Annotated in this window: 15 protein-coding genes; 6 read left to right on the top strand and 9 right to left on the bottom strand. The window is 71.4% G+C overall.

Annotated features, from left to right (window positions below; genetic code table 11):
- Window positions 1-244 precede the first annotated feature (244 nt).
- The 4 genes from ABD981_RS20210 to ABD981_RS20195 are packed head-to-tail and all read left to right on the top strand — an operon-like array spanning window position 245 to window position 3,748.
- Entirely contained in the window at window positions 245-1,201 is a 957-nt protein-coding gene (locus ABD981_RS20210; protein ID WP_046912004.1) for an ABC transporter ATP-binding protein, read from the top strand.
- Window positions 1,198-2,103, top strand: a complete 906-nt coding sequence (locus ABD981_RS20205) for an ABC transporter permease (protein ID WP_046912005.1) — start codon at window positions 1,198-1,200, stop codon at window positions 2,101-2,103. The genes ABD981_RS20210 and ABD981_RS20205 overlap by 4 nt, the downstream gene beginning before the upstream one ends.
- On the top strand, window positions 2,100-3,014 hold the full coding sequence (locus ABD981_RS20200; RefSeq protein WP_046912006.1) for an ABC transporter ATP-binding protein: 915 nt from the start codon (window positions 2,100-2,102) through the stop codon (window positions 3,012-3,014). Before ABD981_RS20205 ends, ABD981_RS20200 begins: the two co-directional genes overlap by 4 nt.
- Before the next feature lie 14 nt (window positions 3,015-3,028).
- Entirely contained in the window at window positions 3,029-3,748 is a 720-nt protein-coding gene (locus tag ABD981_RS20195) for an ABC transporter permease (protein WP_046912007.1), read from the top strand.
- Between the two features lie 142 nt (window positions 3,749-3,890).
- Here the strand turns inward: ABD981_RS20195 and ABD981_RS20190 are convergent, their stop codons facing one another.
- Both ABD981_RS20190 and ABD981_RS20185 read right to left on the bottom strand, forming a co-directional pair.
- On the bottom strand, window positions 3,891-5,168 hold the full coding sequence (locus tag ABD981_RS20190) for a CynX/NimT family MFS transporter (RefSeq protein ID WP_046912008.1): 1,278 nt from the start codon (window positions 5,166-5,168) through the stop codon (window positions 3,891-3,893).
- Complete coding sequence (locus tag ABD981_RS20185; RefSeq protein WP_046912009.1) at window positions 5,165-5,845, bottom strand: FadR/GntR family transcriptional regulator; 681 nt, start codon at window positions 5,843-5,845, stop codon at window positions 5,165-5,167. The genes ABD981_RS20190 and ABD981_RS20185 overlap by 4 nt, the downstream gene beginning before the upstream one ends.
- A gap of 147 nt (window positions 5,846-5,992) precedes the next feature.
- On the opposite strand from ABD981_RS20185, the gene lpdA reads away from it, so the two are divergent.
- Window positions 5,993-7,396 carry a dihydrolipoyl dehydrogenase gene (lpdA, locus tag ABD981_RS20180; protein ID WP_046912010.1) on the top strand — a complete coding sequence of 468 codons (1,404 nt, stop codon included), beginning with the start codon at window positions 5,993-5,995 and terminating at the stop codon, window positions 7,394-7,396.
- 109 nt (window positions 7,397-7,505) lie between these two features.
- Entirely contained in the window at window positions 7,506-8,120 is a 615-nt protein-coding gene (locus tag ABD981_RS20175) for a rhomboid-like protein (protein ID WP_382748441.1), read from the top strand.
- A gap of 76 nt (window positions 8,121-8,196) precedes the next feature.
- On the opposite strand, the gene ABD981_RS20170 is transcribed toward ABD981_RS20175, so the two are convergent.
- The 7 genes from ABD981_RS20170 to ABD981_RS20140 form a co-directional block, all read right to left on the bottom strand.
- A complete protein-coding gene (locus ABD981_RS20170; protein WP_046912012.1) occupies window positions 8,197-9,003 on the bottom strand; it encodes an HAD family hydrolase in 807 nt (268 codons plus the stop codon).
- Window positions 9,000-10,289 carry a serine--tRNA ligase gene (gene serS / locus ABD981_RS20165; protein ID WP_046912013.1) on the bottom strand — a complete coding sequence of 430 codons (1,290 nt, stop codon included), beginning with the start codon at window positions 10,287-10,289 and terminating at the stop codon, window positions 9,000-9,002. Before serS ends, ABD981_RS20170 begins: the two co-directional genes overlap by 4 nt.
- A gap of 363 nt (window positions 10,290-10,652) precedes the next feature.
- Complete coding sequence (gene pheA / locus ABD981_RS20160; protein ID WP_046912014.1) at window positions 10,653-11,588, bottom strand: prephenate dehydratase; 936 nt, start codon at window positions 11,586-11,588, stop codon at window positions 10,653-10,655.
- Between the two features lie 72 nt (window positions 11,589-11,660).
- Window positions 11,661-12,956 (bottom strand): iron uptake transporter deferrochelatase/peroxidase subunit, encoded by a 1,296-nt coding sequence (gene efeB / locus ABD981_RS20155; RefSeq protein ID WP_046912021.1) that lies wholly within the window; start codon window positions 12,954-12,956, stop codon window positions 11,661-11,663.
- Window positions 12,957-12,985: 29 nt separating this feature from the next.
- Window positions 12,986-15,013: a copper resistance CopC/CopD family protein gene (locus ABD981_RS20150; protein WP_046912015.1), complete on the bottom strand. Its 2,028-nt coding sequence runs from the start codon at window positions 15,011-15,013 to the stop codon at window positions 12,986-12,988.
- A 23-nt stretch (window positions 15,014-15,036) separates the two neighbouring features.
- Window positions 15,037-15,492 carry a copper chaperone PCu(A)C gene (locus ABD981_RS20145; RefSeq protein WP_046912016.1) on the bottom strand — a complete coding sequence of 152 codons (456 nt, stop codon included), beginning with the start codon at window positions 15,490-15,492 and terminating at the stop codon, window positions 15,037-15,039.
- Window positions 15,489-16,229 (bottom strand): SCO family protein, encoded by a 741-nt coding sequence (locus ABD981_RS20140; protein WP_123955208.1) that lies wholly within the window; start codon window positions 16,227-16,229, stop codon window positions 15,489-15,491. The genes ABD981_RS20145 and ABD981_RS20140 overlap by 4 nt, the downstream gene beginning before the upstream one ends.
- Between the last annotated feature and the right edge of the window lie 24 nt (window positions 16,230-16,253).

Below are 16,253 nucleotides of genomic sequence, written 5' to 3'. Positions count from 1 at the left end.
TGTGAGCGCCGGCCGCGCTACCCGTCCGTAACTTGACATCGATGAATGTGACAATGCCCGGCGGCTGCGTCAAGGGGTCCGGCACGGCCTGTGGAAAACCGTGGCCGGAACAGCAGGTCGGAGGGGCGCGGAACGACTTTGGTCTCGACTCCCCTACGGGCTTGTACGTCTGGAGTCGGAGAGGGATCGAGCCGTTGGGCTGACGACCGCTGTGGCGCACGCCACTACCGTCGTAGGCGTGACTGTGATCGCGACCGAAAGCCTCAGCAAGCGGTTCCCCCGGGTGACCGCTCTCGACCGGCTCTCCCTGGACATCGGGCCCGGTGTGACCGGACTTGTGGGTGCCAACGGAGCCGGCAAGTCGACGATGATCAAGATCCTTCTTGGTCTGTCCCCGGCCACGGAGGGCCGCGCCGAAGTCCTCGGACTCGACGTCGCGACCTCCGGCGCCCAGATCCGTGAGCGCGTCGGCTACATGCCGGAGCACGACTGCCTGCCGCCGGACGTCTCGGCGACCGAGTTCGTCGTCCACATGGCGCGCATGTCCGGTCTGCCCGCGACCGCCGCCCGCGAGCGGACCGCGGACACCCTGCGCCACGTCGGCCTGTACGAGGAGCGCTACCGCCCCATGGGCGGCTACTCGACCGGCATGAAGCAGCGCGTGAAGCTGGCCCAGGCCCTCGTCCACGACCCGAAGCTGGTCCTGCTCGACGAGCCGACCAACGGCCTCGACCCGGTCGGCCGCGACGACATGCTCGGCCTGATCCGGCGGGTGTGGACGGACTTCGGCATCTCGGTCCTGGTCACCTCCCACCTCCTCGGCGAGCTGGAGCGCACCTGCGACCACGTCGTCGTCATCGACGGCGGCAAGCTGCTCCGCTCCAGCTCCACCAGCGACTTCACCCGCACGACCACCACCCTCGCGGTCGAGGTCACCGACTCCGACGCCCACCCCGACGGCACGGAGGCGCTCCGCGCCGCCCTGGCCGCCGCCGGAGTGACCCTGCACGGCGGCGTGGAGGAGGGACTCCCGGGCGCCGGGCACATCCTGCTCCTGGAGGCCGCCGGCGAGGAGACGTACGACCTGGTCCGCGACACCGTCGCCGACCTCGGCCTCGGCCTGGTCCGTATGGAGCAGCGCCGGCACCACATCGCCGAGGTCTTCAAGGCGCAGCAGCAGGAGGAGGTGCCGACGCGATGAGCTCCCAGGCCACTGACGACACGGCGAACACCCGGATCCACAACATCGGCTACCGCGGCTACGACGGACCGCGCCTCGGCCGCGCCTCCGCGCGCCGGGCGCTGTTCTCCCAGTCGCTGCGCGGCGCGTACGGACTGGGCCGCAGCGCCAAGTCCAAGGTGCTGCCGATGCTGCTCTTCGCCGTGATGTGCGTGCCCGCGCTGATCATCGTCGCGGTCGCGGTCGTCACCAAGTCGTCGAAGCTGCCGATCGAGTACACGCAGTACGCGATCTTCCTCCAGATGGTCATCGCCATCTTCCTGGCCTCCCAGGCCCCCCAGTCGGTCTCCCGGGACCTCAGGTTCCGCACCGTCCCCCTCTACTTCGCCCGCCCGATCGAGCGCGTGGACTACGTGCTCGCCAAGTACGGGGCGATGGCCTCCGCGATGTTCGTCCTCACCGCCTCCCCGCTGCTGATCCTCTGGATCGGCTCGCTGCTCGCCAAGATGGACTTCGCCGAGCAGACGAAGATGCTCGGCCAGGGCCTCGTCTCCGTGACGCTGCTCTCGCTCCTCTTCGGCGGCATCGGCCTCGTCATGGCGGCCCTCACCCCGCGCCGGGGCTTCGGCGTCGCCGCCGTCATCGCCACCCTGGTGATCTCGTACGGAGCGGTCTCCACGCTCCAGGGCATCGCCTACGGCACGGACAACGTCGGCGCGGTCAAGTGGATCGGCCTGTTCTCGCCGATCACCCTCATCGGCGGTGTGCAGGACGCGTTCCTCGGCGCGCCCACCGCCGCCCCGGGCGGGGAGGCCGCCGCGCCCGGCACCGCGGTCGGCGCGCTCTACGTGCTGGTCGTCCTCGCGCTGATCGCCGGGTCGTACGGCGTGCTGATGCGCCGCTACCGAAAGGTCGGACTGTGACCACGCTCAACATCGACCACGCCTCGCGCTGGTTCGGCAACGTCGTGGCCGTCAACGACGTCACCATGACCGTCGGTCCGGGCGTCACCGGCCTGCTCGGCCCCAACGGCGCCGGGAAGTCCACCCTGATCAACATGATGGGCGGCTTCCTGCCGCCCTCCACCGGCACGGTCACCCTCGACGGCGAGGCGATCTGGCGCAACGAGTCGGTCTACCGGACCATCGGCGTCGTCCCCGAGCGGGAGGCGATGTACGACTTCCTCACCGGCCGCGAGTTCGTCGTCGCCAACGCGGAGCTGCAGGGCCTCGGCGACGAGGAGGCCCGGCGGGCCCTCGCCACGGTCGAGATGGAGTACGCCCAGGACCGCAAGATCTCCACGTACAGCAAGGGCATGCGGCAGCGCGTGAAGATGGCCTCGGCCCTCGTCCACGAGCCGTCCGTGCTGCTGCTCGACGAGCCCTTCAACGGCATGGACCCGCGCCAGCGCATGCAGCTGATGGATCTGCTGCGCCGGATGGGCGCCGAGGGCCGCACGGTCCTCTTCTCCTCGCACATCCTGGAGGAGGTCGAGCAGCTCGCCTCGCACATCGAGGTGATCGTGGCCGGACGGCACGCCGCCTCCGGCGACTTCCGCCGCATCCGCCGGCTCATGACGGACCGGCCGCACCGCTATCTCGTCCGCTCCAGCGACGACCGGGCCCTGGCGGCGGCGCTGATCGCCGACCCGTCGACGGCCGGCATCGAGGTCGACCACACGGCCGAGGGCGGACTGCGCGTCCAGGCCGTCGACTTCGGACGGTTCACCGAACTGCTGCCGAAGGTGGCCAAGGAGCGGGGCATCCGGCTGCTCACGGTCTCGCCCTCGGACGAATCCCTCGAATCGGTCTTCTCGTATCTCGTAGCGGCCTGAAAGGAGCCCGACCGATGTACAACCCCACAGTCGCCCGGCTCACCTACCGGGCCCTGCTCGGCCGCCGACGGGCCCTGATCCTGTTCGGGCTGCCGGCCATGCTGATCGTGATCGCCGTGGCGGTCCGCCTGTTCAACGGAGCCGACGACCAGGTCGCCGCCGACGTCCTCGGCGGTTTCGCCCTGGCCACGATGGTGCCCCTGATCGGCGTGATCGCCGGCACCGGCGCCATCGGCCCGGAGATCGACGACGGCTCGATCGTCTACCTGCTGGCCAAGCCGGTGAAGCGGCCCACGATCATCTTCACCAAGCTGATCGTCGCCGTCGCCGTGACGATGGTCTTCTCCGCCGTGCCCACGCTGATCGCCGGATTCATCCTCAACGGCAACGGGCAGCAGGTGGCGGTCGCCTACACGGTGGCGGCCCTGGTGGCCTCCATCGCGTACAGCGCGATGTTCCTCCTGCTCGGCACGGTCAGCCGCCACGCGGTCGTCATCGGCCTGGTCTACGCCCTGGTGTGGGAGGCCCTGTTCGGCTCCCTGATCGCGGGCGCCAAGACCCTGAGCGTCCAGCAGTGGGCGCTGGCCCTGGCGGAGAAGGTCACCGGCGACGGCCTGATCAGCTCCGAGGTGGCGCTGCCGACCGCGGTGATGCTGCTGGTCGCCGTGACGGTCGGGGCGACCTGGTTCGCCGGCCACAAGCTGCGGTCGATGACCCTGGCGGGCGAGGAGTAGCCGCCCCGGCCCGTGAGGGCCCCGCCCCGGAGCCGTACGTGTCCTCGGACCGTACGGCTCCGGCGTGTCCGTGTCCTCGGACCGTACGGCTCCGGCCTGTCCGAGTCCGTTTCCTCGGGGGCGTCCGGCGCCGCCGGCGTCCTCAGACCGTGCGGTTGCGGGCCGCCAGCAGTCCGACCGCGAGCGCCGCCGCGCACACGCCGAGCACGGCGAGGATCGGCGGCGTCCAGGAGCCGGTGGCCTGGTGCAGGGCGCCCGCGGCCAGCGGCCCCGCGGCGGCCAGCAGATAGCCCACGGTCTGGGCCATGCCGGACAGCCGGGCGGCCGTCACCGCGTCGCCCGAACGCAGCACGATCAGGGTGAGCGCGAGCCCCACCGCCCCGCCCTGACCCACGCCGAGGACCGCCGACCAGAGCCAGGCGCCCTGCACCGGGGCGACCATCAGCCCGGCGTATCCCGCCGCGACCAGCGTCGTCACCAGCACGATCAGCGGGCGCTGGCTGCGCATCCGCCCGGCGAGCAGCGGCACGGCGAAGGCGCCGGCCACCTGGATGAGGTTGTTGAAGGCGAAGACGACGCCCGCCGTCGAGCGGCTCATCCCGTGGTCCGTGAAGATCGTCGGCATCCAGGCGATCAGGACGTACGACCACAGCGACTGCAGCCCCATGAACAGCGTCACCTGCCAGGCCAGCGGCGAGCGCCAGACGGACCGGACGGGGGCGGCGGCCGGGCCCGCGGCCCGCAGCTCGTGCCCGGTGCGGCCCCGGGCGATCAGCACCTGCGGCAGCCAGGCCAGCGCCGCGACCGCCGCGAGCAGCGACCAGAAGCCGAGCGAGGCCTGCCAGCCACCGAGCACCCGCTCCAGCGGCACCGAGGAGGCCGCGACGACGGTGGCGCCCGCGATCATCGAGCCCGTGTAGACGGAGGTCATCGACGCGGCCCGGTCCGGGAAGTCCCGCTTGATGAGACCGGGCATCAGGACGTTCAGCAGGGCGATGGCGGTGCCGACCAGGACGCCGCCGCAGTACAGCGCGGCCGACGAGGGCAGCACCCGCACCAGGATGCCGGCGCCGAGCAGCAGCAGCGCCGCGAACAGCACCCGCTCCGCGCCGAAGCGCCGTCCGAGCCAGGGCGCGACCAGCGCGCCGAGCCCCAGGAAGAGCACCGGCACCGAGGTCACCAGGGAGGACGCGGCCGCCGACAGGCCGTACGCCTCGGATATCTCGCTCACCAGCGGCGACACGCTCGCGAGCGCGGCGCGCATGTTGACCGAGGCCAGCACGATCCCGACCAGGAGCACCACCGGACGGGCGAGCAGCGCCCGCCGGGCCGCCGCCCCCGCGGCGGAGGGCCGGACATCGGCCTCCGCGTCGACGAGGACGGGCGCCACGACCGGGGCCTCGGAGGTCTCCCGGCTCATCGCGACCCCTCCGTCAGCGCGGCGACGGTCTCCATCGGGACCCGCAGCAGTTCGCGCGCCTGCGCCTCCGCCGCCTCCGGGTCGGCCGCCTCGATCGCCGCGACCAGCGCCTCGTGGGCGTCGATGTCGACCGGTGGCATGGCGCGGTCGCCCAGCGCCTCCACCAGGGACTCGTGCACCTGGGCGGAGAAGAAGCGGTAGACCTCGCGGAAGGCCGCGTTGTGGGTGGCCTCGACGACCGCGAGGTGGAAGGCGACGTCCGCGTCGGCGTCCCGGTCGCCCTGTTCGCGCAGGGTGGTCAGGGCCGCCCGCAGCCGCAGCAGGTCGTGGGTGTCCCGGCGGACGGCCGCGAGGCGCGCCGCCTCCGCCTCCAGGGCGACCCGCAGCTCCAGGACGTCCAGCGCTCCGGCGTGCCGCACCCCGCGCAGGACGGCGGCCGGGTCGGCGGTGGACCTGACGAAGGTGCCGTTGCCCTGCCGGGACTCCAGGAGCCCGGCGTGGACCAGGACGCGGACGGCCTCGCGCACGGTGTTGCGGCCGACGCCGAGGAGTTCGGCGAGCTCGTGCTCGGTGGGGATGCGGTCGCCGACGGCCCACTCTCCCTCGGTGAGCTGCGTGCGCAGCTGTTCCACCACGGAGTCCACCAGCGAGACCCGTCCCGCCGCCTTCAGCGCCATCACCGCTCCTTGATTCGCCCGGTTGCCCAGTCATCCTACAACTGCCCTTCCCGTTGCCCCCGCCGCGCCGCAGCGGCGGGACTACTGTGGGCTCGTACGTGGACTCGTACGTGGACCGAACACCCTCACCACCCTCGGGAGTCAGTCATGTCAGACCGCTTCGACGTCGTCGTACTCGGAGCTGGCCCCGGCGGCTACGTCGCCGCCATCCGCGCCGCCCAGCTGGGCAAGCGGGTCGCGGTCGTCGAGGAGAAGTACTGGGGCGGTGTCTGCCTGAACGTCGGCTGCATCCCCACCAAGGCGCTGCTGCGCAACGCCGAGCTGGCCCACATCTTCACCCACGAGGCCAAGACCTTCGGCATCAAGGTCGACGGCACGGTCTCCTTCGACTACCGCGAGGCGTTCAACCGCAGCCGCACGGTCGCGGACGGCCGCGTCAAGGGCGTCCACTTCCTGATGAAGAAGAACGGCATCACCGAGTTCGACGGCCGGGGCACCTTCCTCGACGCGAACACGCTGCAGGTGAACAAGGCCGACGGCACCGCGCAGACGATCAGCTTCGACCACTGCATCATCGCCACCGGCGCCACCCCGCGCCTGCTGCCCGGGACCGCGCTGAGCGACCGGGTCGTCTCGTACGAGCAGCAGATCCTCGCCGAGGACGCCCCGAAGTCGATCGTCATCGCCGGCGCCGGCGCGATCGGCATCGAGTTCGCGTACGTGCTGAACAACTACGGCACCAAGGTCACCATCGTCGAGTTCCTGGACCGGATGGCCCCCCTGGAGGACGAGGAGGTCTCCAAGGAGCTCGCCAAGCAGTACCGCAAGCTCGGCATCGACGTCCTGACCTCCACCCGCGTCGAGGCCATCGACGAGTCCGGCCCGCAGGTCCGCGTCACCGTCACCGGCAAGGACGGCGCGCAGAAGGTCCTGGAGGCCGACAAGGTCCTGCAGGCCATCGGCTTCGCCCCGAACGTCTCCGGCTACGGCCTGGAGAACACCGGCGTCGCCGTGACCGAGCGCGGTGCCATCGACGTCGACGGCCGCTGCCGCACCTCCGTGCCGCACATCTACGCCATCGGCGACGTCACCGCCAAGCTGATGCTCGCGCACACGGCCGAGGCCATGGGCGTCATCGCCGCCGAGACCATCGCGGACGCCGAGACCATGGAGCTCGACTACGCGATGATCCCCCGCGCGACCTACTGCCAGCCGCAGATCGCCAGCTTCGGCTACACCGAGGCGCAGGCCCGCGAGAAGGGCTACGACGTCAAGGTCTCGAAGTTCCCCTTCATGGCGAACGGCAAGGCGCACGGCCTCGGCGACCCGACCGGCTTCGTGAAGATCGTCGCCGACGCCAAGTACGGCGAGATCGTCGGCGCCCACCTCATCGGCCCCGACGTCACCGAGCTGCTGCCCGAGCTCACCCTGGCGCAGCAGTGGGACCTCACCGTCCACGAGGTCGCCCGCAACGTGCACGCCCACCCGACGCTGGGCGAGGCCGTCAAGGAAGCGGTCCACGGCATCGCCGGACACATGATCAATTTCTGAGGTTCCTCACAGGTATCACCCGGCTCGGGGTGATAGGCACATATACGTGCCACGTGAAACCCCGTCCCATGCCCCGGGTGGCGAACCGTCCCGGCCGATCAGGTCGTGGGTGCGTTCGTCACCCGGCACGCATGTCTGGCTGGCCGTCATCGCGATCACCAGCCTCTGCATCGCCCTGTCCCCGGACGGGCTGGACCACTATCTGCTGCACCGCAACAGCAGCAACCTGTACGAGCTCTCCCGCCACCCGATGCAGGCGCTGCTCGGCAGCGCGTTCTGGATCGAGAACCCGGCGAGCCTGCTGCTCTACGCGGTCCTCTTCGAGGTCTTCCACGCGCCGGTGGAGCGCTGGCTCGGCACGGTGAAGTGGCTGGTCGTCGTGGCGACGGCGCACATCGCCGCCACCCTCATCAGCCAGAAGGTGGTCCTGGAGGCGATCCAGGACCACGACGTGCCGCGCAGCATGGCGCACGTCGTCGACATCGGGGTGAGCTACGGCCTCGCCGCCTCGGTCGGCATCCTGACCTATCGGCTGCCCCGGCCCTGGCGCTGGTTCTACCTGGCGGGGGCGGTGGCCTTCTTCGCGGTGCCGCTGGTCACCAACCACACGTACACCGACCTGGGGCACGCGATCTCGCTGCTCATCGGGCTCGCGTTCTGGCCGCTGACCCGGCACGTGCCGGATAAACCGGTGGTCCACGCGGGGGCGTCCGACCCACACTAGGGAGACGGGAACGGGGCGGCCGCTTCGAGCGCGCGGGGGCGAACCGCGCGGGCCGCCCCGCTCCTCATGTCCGGTACTACGCCTCCAGCAGGCGCTCCAGGACGAGCGCGATGCCGTCCTCCTCGTTGGACGCGGTCACCTCGTCGGCGACCGCCCGCAGCTCCTCGTGGGCGTTGCCCATCGCGACGCCGCGCGCGGCCCAGCCGAACATCGGGATGTCGTTGGGCATGTCGCCGAAGGCGATCGTCTCCGCGGCCTTCACGCCCAGCCGGCGCGCGGCGAGCGAGAGCCCGGTCGCCTTGCTCAGGCCGAGCGGGAGGACCTCGACGATCCCCGGTCCCGCCATGACGACGTCCACGAGCCCGCCGACCGTCTGGCGCGCGATCCGGGTCAGCTCGTCGTCGCCGAGCGTCGGGTGCTGGAGGTAGAGCTTGGTCAGCGGGGCCGCCCACAGCTCCGCCGGGTCCTCGTACGGGACGTACGGCAGCGGGCCCTCCTGGACCCGGTAGCCGGGGCCGATCAGGACCTCGCCCTCCAGACCGTCGCGGCTCGCGGCGAGCGCCAGCGGGCCCACCTCGGCCTCGATCTTCGACAGGGCGAGCCCGGCGAGCTGCCGGTCCAGGGTCAGCGAGGTCAGCAGCCGGTGCTCACCGGCGTGGTAGACCTGCGCGCCCTGCCCGCACACCGCGATCCCCTCGTAGCCGAGGTCGTCGAGGATGTGCCGGGTCCAGGGCACCGCCCGGCCCGTGACGACGATGTGCGCGGCGCCCGCCTCCGTGGCGGCGGCGAGCGCGTCCCGCGTACGGTCCGAGACGGACTCGTCGGCACGCAGCAGCGTGCCGTCGAGGTCCGTCGCCACCAGGCGGTAGGGGAAGGTGCTCACTTGGAGATCGGCTCCAGGACCTCACGGCCGCCGAGGTAGGGGCGCAGCACCTCGGGCACGCGCACCGAGCCGTCCGGCAGCTGGTGGTTCTCCAGGATCGCCACGATCGTGCGCGGGACGGCGCACAGCGTGCCGTTCAGGGTGGCCAGCGGCTGCACGGTCTTCTTGCCGCCCTGCTCCTCGCGCATGCGGACGGACAGGCGGCGGGCCTGGAAGCCGTCGCAGTTCGAGGCGGAGGTCAGCTCGCGGTACTTGCCCTGGGTGGGGATCCAGGCCTCGCAGTCGAACTTGCGGGAGGCGGAGGAGCCCAGGTCGCCGGTGGCGACGTCGATCACCTGGAAGGGCAGCTCCAGGGAGGTCAGCCACTGCTTCTCCCAGTCCAGGAGCCGCTTGTGCTCGGCCTCGGCGTCCTCCGGGGCGACGTACGAGAACATCTCGACCTTGTCGAACTGGTGGACGCGGAAGATGCCGCGGGTGTCCTTGCCGTAGGTGCCGGCCTCGCGGCGGAAGCACGGCGAGAAGCCGGCGTAGCGCAGCGGCAGCTTGTCGGCGTCGATGATCTCGTCCATGTGGTACGCGGCGAGCGGGACCTCGGAGGTGCCGACCAGGTAGTAGTCGTCCTTCTCCAGGTGGTACACGTTCTCCGCGGCCTGGCCGAGGAAGCCGGTGCCCTCCATGGCGCGCGGGCGGACCAGCGCCGGGGTCAGCATCGGGATGAAGCCGGCCTCGGTGGCCTGCGCGATCGCCGCGTTGACGAGGGCGAGCTCCAGGAGCGCGCCGACGCCGGTCAGGTAGTAGAAGCGCGAGCCGGAGACCTTGGCGCCGCGCTCGACGTCGATGGCGCCGAGCGCCTCGCCGAGCTCCAGGTGGTCCTTGGGCTCGAAGCCCTCGGCGGCGAAGTCGCGGATGGTGCCGTGCGTCTCGAGGACGACGAAGTCCTCCTCGCCGCCCACGGGCACGTCCGGGTGGACGATGTTGCCGAGCTGGAGGAGGAGCGTACGGGCCGTCTCGTCGGCCTCGTTCTGCTCGGCCTCGGCGGCCTTGACGTCGATCTTGAGCTGCTCGGCCTTCTGCAGGAGCGCGGTGCGCTCCTCGGGGGAGGCCTTGGGGATCAGCTTGCCGAGCGCCTTCTGCTCGGATCGGAGCTCGTCGAAGCGGACGCCGGACGACCTGCGCCGCTCATCGGCGGAGAGCAGGGCGTCGACGAGCGCGACGTCCTCTCCACGGGCGCGCTGGGAGGCGCGAACACGGTCGGGGTCCTCACGGAGCAGGCGAAGGTCAATCACCCCACCAGGCTACCGGTGCGGGCTCGTGCGACCCCACCCCATATAGCCTTGCGTGTCACTTTGCCCGAATTGCTTTGTTTTTCCATTCTTTTCCCATTCGGAGTTCTCCACAGGAATACGGGACTCCGAAGGGTTATCCACAGGCTGTGTGGAAGATCTGTGGACCACGATGACCGCCGGCATTTTCCCACTCATTCGAGTGGGAATGCCTCGCCCCGAAGAGTGGGTCCCCGGAGCAGGGGTGACGACGATTTGTCGACCATGCCGGGCATGCGGTGACACGGGGTCGGTGCGCTTGTCGACTTGTCCCCAGGTCGAGACGCAAGCCTGTGGATAACTTTGTGGGAAACCGCCCGCCGGTGGCTACGCCCGGCCGTCCTGGGCCCGCGCCAGCCAGTCCGAGGCGTCCGTGAACTCCGCGTCAGAGGTGCCGCGCCGCAGCGCCCGCACGTCCTCGACCGCCACGCCCGCCCGCGGATACGAGCCGAGGAAGCGCACCTTCGGACAGATCCGCTTCAGCCCCATCAGGGCCTCGCCGACCCGCCGGTCCGAGATATGTCCCTCGGCGTCCACCGCGAAGCAGTAGTTCCCGATCCCGGCCCCCGTGGGACGGGACTGGATCAGCATCAGGTTGACTCCGCGGACGGCGAATTCCTGGAGGAGTTCGAGGAGCGCACCGGGGTGGTCCTCGCCCAGCCACAGCACGACCGAGGTCTTGTCCGCACCCGTCGGCGCCGCGGGCCGGGCCGGCCGGCCCACCAGCACGAAGCGCGTCTCGGCGTTCTCGGCGTCGTGGATCTCGGTGACCAGGGCCTCCAGACCGTAGGTCGCCGCCGCGAACTCGCCCGCGAAGGCCGCGTCGAAGCGGCCCTCCTGGACCAGCCGGGCCCCGTCCGCGTTGGACGCGGCGGACTCCCAGACCGCCTCCGGCAGATGCGCCCGCAGCCAGTTCCGCACCTGCGGCTGGGCCACCGGGTGACCCGTGACGGTCTTGATCTCCGACAGCTTCGTCCCCGGCCGCACGAGCAGGGCGAAGGCGATCGGCAGCAGCACCTCGCGGTAGATCATCAGCGGCTCGCCCGAGGCCAGCTCGTCGAGAGTCGCCGTCACCCCGCCCTCGACCGAGTTCTCGATCGGCACCAGCGCGGCCGCGGCCTCCCCGTTGCGCACGGCGTCCAGCGCCGCCGGGACCGAGACCATCGGGACGAGCTCCCGCGTCGCGGCCTCGGGCAGCGTACGCAGCGCGGCCTCCGTGAAGGTGCCTTCGGGACCGAGATACGTATACCGGGTGGCTGACATACGGTCACCCTAATGGCAGCCGCTCACCGGCGACGCGCCTACGACTCCAGCAGCCGCTCACCGGCGACGCGCCTACGACTCCAGCAGCCGCTGACCCACGTACTCGCCCTCCGCCGCCCCGCCCGGCACCGCGAACAGGCCGCTCGCCTCGTGCCGGACGAACGGCGACAGGGCGTCGCCCCGGTCCAGCTTCCGCTGCACCGGCACGAAGCCCCGCAGCGGATCGGCCTGCCAGCAGACGAAGAGCAGACCGGCGTCCGGGGTGCCGTCCGCGGCGATCCCGTCGTGGAAGGAGAAGGGCCGCCGCAGCATCGCCGCGCCGCCGTTCTGTTCGGGGGCGGAGATCCGGGAATGGGCGTTGTCCGGGATCACGGTCTTGCCGTCCGGGCCGAACTTGTCCAGGTCCAGCGGGGTGGTCTCGCTCCCGCCGGTCAGCGGCGCCCCGTCCGCCTTCCGCCGGCCGATCACCTTCTCCTGCTTCTCCAGGGACAGCTTCTCCCAGTCGTCCAGCAGCATCCGGATCCGCCGGACGACCGCGTACGAGCCGCCGGCCATCCACTCCTGGGCGCCGGCAGCGCCCTGGCCGCCCCGCGGGACGAAGATGCGGCGGTCGAAGTCGGCGTCCGTCGGCTTCGGGTTGCCGGTGCCGTCGACCTGCCCCATCAGGTTCCGGGCGGTCATCGGCCGGGCCGTGGCCCCGGCCGAACGGTTGAAGCCGTTCATCTGCCAGCGCACCCGCGCCGCCCCGTCCGCGTCCTTCTGCAGCGCCCGCAGCGCGTGGAAGGCGACGAGCGCGTCGTCGGCGCCGATCTGCACCCACAGGTCGCCCTCGGAGCGCTTCGGGTCGAGCGCGTCGGAGGAGAACGCGGGCAGCGGGTCCAGCTGCTGCGGGCGCCGCGCGGTGAGCCCGGTCCGGTCGAAGAAGCTGCGGCCGAAGCCGAAGGTCACGGTCAGCGAGGAGGGCCCGGCGTCGAGCGCGATGCCCGTGTCCCCGGTCGAGGGCCTGCCCGCCATCACCGCCTTCGCCGTGGCCGACCAGCGCCGCAGCAGCGCGGCGGCCTCCTTGCGGCCCGCGCCCGGGGCGAGGTCGAAGGCGACCAGATGCCCGCGGGCCTGAAGCGGAGTGGTGATCCCCGCTTGATGTTTCCCGTGAAACATCACCTCGGTCGCGCCCACCGAGGTGAGCGCGGAGGCGTCGGCGGTGCCGGAGCCGTCCCCCGCCGCCGCGATGCCCGCGCCGCCGGCCGCGCCGATCAGGAGACCGGTCGCGCCCGCGGCGCCGACGGTGCCGAGCAGGCGCCGCCGGGAGATGTCGATGGTGCCGTCGTCCACGGAGTCGTCCACGGAGTCGTTCACGGCGTTGCTCACGGAGGCGTTCACGGGGTCGTTCACGGAGGTCAGCCGATCTTCACGTTCTTGTCGATGGTGATCTGGTCGATGTCGGAGGTGCGCACGGTGATCTGCATCTGCCACTCGCCCGCCATCGGGAGCTGGACGCCGGTGGCGGTCCAGTGGCCGGTCTGGATCCGGTCCGGCAGTACCGGCAGCGGGCCGATCTGCTTCTCCTTGAGGGTGAAGGCGACCTTCACCTCGGGTACGTCCAGGGCCCGCCCGTTGGGCCGCAGCACGTAGATGTGCAGCGCGTTGGCGCCGGTGCGCCCGGGGGACAGGGTCAGCTGCACGGTGCCCTTGCCGTCCACGCCGCCGGTGTCGAAGGGCATCCGGACGTCGATCGGCCGGTTGGGCACGGCGGAGGAACCGGACGAGGCCTTGAGGCGGCCCGCCTCCTCCTCCGTACGGGCCGGCTCGGTCGAGGTCAGCACGGTCGTCACGGCGAGCAGCACGACCGCGACGGCGGCCTCGGTCAGCACCGAGCGGCGCAGCCCGGCCCGCTCGGGGTCGGCGTCCCGCTCCCGCTTGCGCCGGGCGGTGGCGACGGCGGCCCGCTGCCGTGCGAGCTGCGCGGAACGAGCGTCGTCGACCTCGGCGCCGGAGCCCTCGGAGCCCTCGGAGCCCTCGGAGCCCTCGGCGCCGGAGCCCTCGGAGCCCTCGGAGCGCTCAGAGCCCTCGGAGTCCGTGGAGTCCTCGGGAGCAGCCGCCTCGGAGGGCTCGGACACGTCGGCCGCCTCGGAGGGCTCGGACGCCCCGGCGGTCCCGGCGGTCCCGGTGGTCTCCGTGCCCCCGGCGTCCCCCAGCCGCCGCACCCACCGGCGCGACACCCAGGCGATCCCCACGAGGACGGCGACCAGGCCGATCTTCACCAGGAGCAGCTGCCCGTACCGCGTGTCCGTCATCGCGGACCAGGTGCCGACCTGCCGCCAGGACTGGTAGATCCCGGTGACGACGAGGACGACGACCGAGCCGAACGCGAGCTTCGAGTACCGCTCGACCGCGGACCGCTCGACCGAGGGGTCCCGGTACAGCGCGACCAGCAGCGTCGTCAGGCCGCCGAGCCAGACGGCCACCGCGAGCAGGTGCAGGATGTCGACCGGCATCGCGATGCCCGGCTGCAGCCCGGTCGAGGCGTGCTCGGCGAGCGCCCACGTACCGGCGATGCCGGCCGCGACGACGGTGCCGCCGAGCGCGAGGCCGAAGGTGAGGTCCTTGTGCTCCTTCTCGTCGGTGCGCCGGGCGTACGCGCCGAACAGCACGGCCACGAACAGCGCCGCCGCGCCGAGGAGCAGCATGCGCGAGGAGAGCGCCGCCCCGGTCTTCGTCGCCAGGACGGACTGCAGCCCGGCCAGGTCGAAGACGTCGGCGAGCTTCCCCGAGCCGGTGTACGGCGAGCGGAGCAGCAGCATCGCGAGGGTGGCGCCGGTCAGCGTGAGCCAGCCGCGCACCACGAGCTTCTGCACCGGCCGCACGCCCGCCCCGCGCGGCCAGCAGGCCAGGACGAAGGCGCCGCCGCCGACGAGGACGACGAAACCGGCGTACGAGAGGTAGCGCGCGATCCCGTACAGGGCGCCGACGACCCCGCCGCCCGCGCTCTGTTCGGGCAGGGCGACCGTGGTCGTGGAGGGGGCGCCGACCGAGAAGGTGAAGGCGCCGGAGACCGGGTGGCTGTCCGCGGAGACGGTCTGCCAGGCCACCGTGTAGGTGCCGTCGGGCAGTCCGGGCAGCAGCTCGACGCCGTAGCGGACGATCGAGCCGCTGCACATGTCGCGGATCTCTCCGGTGTCGACCCGCTTCCCCGACGGGTCGAGGACCCGGATCGAGTCGGTGCCCATGGCGACCTGCTCGGAGAAGGTGAGGTTGACGTCCTTGGGGGCGGTGGCGACCACCGCCCCGTCCTGCGGGTCGCTGCCGGTCAGGGCCGCGTGCGCGGACGCGGGGCCCGCCGTGGCGAGCAGCGTGCCCAGGAGCGCGGCCACGACGAGCAGCAGCCGGGTCACGGCCGGCCCGAGGCGCGGGGCGGTGGTGGTCATCGTCCTGTTCTCCCTCGACTAGCTCAGTGCTGCTTCGGGTTGTGGTTCGGCGCCTCGACGGGAAGGTCGACCTTGATCGGGCCGGACTTCTCGAAGTGGAGCTCGATGCTCACCTTCTCGCCCTGCTTCGGCTGCTTCTTCAGCTCCATGAACATGATGTGGTTGCCACCGCGTTCGAGCTTGAGCTCGCCGTTCGCCGGGATGTCGAAGGCCTTCACCTCCTGCATCTTCTGGTTCTTCGTCTCGTGCATCGTGACGTCGTCCGAGAGACCGCTGGTGACGGAGGTGAGCTTGTCGGCGACGTCGCCGCCGTTGGTGATGGTGAGGAAGCCGCCGGCCATGTCCATCACGGGCTGCGGCATGAACGCGCCGCTCACCTTGAGCGCGGGCGCGTCGGCGTCCGCGGACGAACAGCCCGTCAGCACGAGCGCTGCGGTGAGCGCGACGGCGGCGGACAGGGCGGTGGTGCGGCGGTTCACGGGTTCTCCCCCTTGATGAGCTTCGGCAGGTCCTTGGCGTAGTCGTCGGCGCTGGTGCTCTCGCCGTACAGGACGTAGCCCTGGTCGGTGGTCGGCGAGAACGCGATCACCTGTGCTCCGTGCATGGAGACGACCGAGCCGTCCTTCTCCTTCTTCGCCGGGTCGATGCCGATGCCGATGGAGCGGGCGCCCGCCTGGATGGTCTTGAAGTCGCCGGTGAGGCCGATGAAGGACGGGTCGCCGGCGGCCGGCAGCCACTTGCCGAGCTCCGCGGCGGTGTCCCGCTCGGGGTCGGTGGTGACGAAGACGACCTGGAGCTTGTCCTGGTCCGCCTTGGGGAGCTGCTTGCGGGCGATGGCGATGTTGCTCATCGTCAGCGGGCAGACGTCGGGGCAGTGGGTGTAGCCGAAGTAGACGAGCGTCGGCTTGCCCTTGGTGGCCGCGCGCAGGTCGTACTTCTTGCCCTGGGTGTCGGTGAGGACGAGGTCGGGCTTGGCGAACGGCCGGTCGAGGACGGTGGCGGCCTTGTCGCTGTCGCTGCCGCCGGAGACCTCGGCGACCGGCCCGCTGGTGGTGCCGGGCTTCTTGTCGCCGTCGCCGAGACCGACCGCGGCCGTGATCCCGAGCGCCGCGACGATGGCCACGGCGGCGGCGATCAGCGGGGCCCGGCGGCCGGGGCGGCCGCCGTCCTTCGCTTCGACGGCACCGGGCTGGACGGCTTTCTTGCTGTCGGACATGGTGTTTCTTCCGGGTTGGGGGAT

The sequence above is a fragment of the Streptomyces showdoensis genome (assembly GCF_039535475.1).
Classification (GTDB): Bacteria; Actinomycetota; Actinomycetes; order Streptomycetales; family Streptomycetaceae; genus Streptomyces; species Streptomyces showdoensis.
The sequence above is the reverse complement of the archived record's forward strand: the minus strand, read 5'-3'. Positions and strand labels throughout refer to the sequence as shown.